We start from the raw sequence: 577 nt of genomic DNA on the forward strand, positions 1-577 counted from the left end.
AGCGAACTTGAACGAGGCGAGCTCCGTGGGGACTTCCATCCCGTCGGAGAGCTTGAACCCAACCGCTCGTTTCCCGCGGTCGTCGACGGTGTACATCACATTGATCGACAGGCCGTTCTCGTAGAAGACGTATGCCATCCGAATGTTCTCGACCTGGAATGTCGTCGCCTCGAGCGGGCGAGCGGAGATGACGATGCCGCGTTCTTCTGTGAGGATCCGGCTCACCCAGTCGATGGTCGGCCCGGCGTTGTCCGCGGGCTCGACCGTGAAAACGTGGCCGTACTTGTTCTTGAAGTACCGGGCTTCGTTCGCCCGTAGACCAGCGAGCGCGGCCGCGGCCGGCGACGACTCCAGGCCGACGGTCGATACGGTGTCGAAGTCCACGGCATAGGGCATGGCAAACTCCTCCGCGTGTGCGTTTCATCCTTATTGTGGACAATAGCGCTGAATTCAGCGTATGCGCTGGTAGCAAAGGTAGAGGATCCGGCAACAGCGGCGTGGATCAAAGGGCGGGGCTGGGGTGCGGGCATCCCGAGGCGGCGGAAGCCCGGATAGCCGGGCAGCCGCTGACCACCGC

At 62.9% G+C, this 577-nt stretch carries 1 protein-coding gene; it reads right to left on the reverse strand.

All coding sequences use genetic code 11. The features are described 5' to 3' along the window. On the reverse strand, positions 1-396 hold a 396-nt coding region (locus tag MJ785_RS03285), incomplete at its 3' end, for a phage tail protein (RefSeq protein ID WP_239380017.1). Positions 397-577 lie beyond the last annotated feature (181 nt).

Origin of the sequence: Protofrankia sp. CiT1 (assembly GCF_917627335.1) — a bacterium.
Classification (GTDB): Bacteria; Actinomycetota; Actinomycetes; order Frankiales; family Frankiaceae; genus Protofrankia.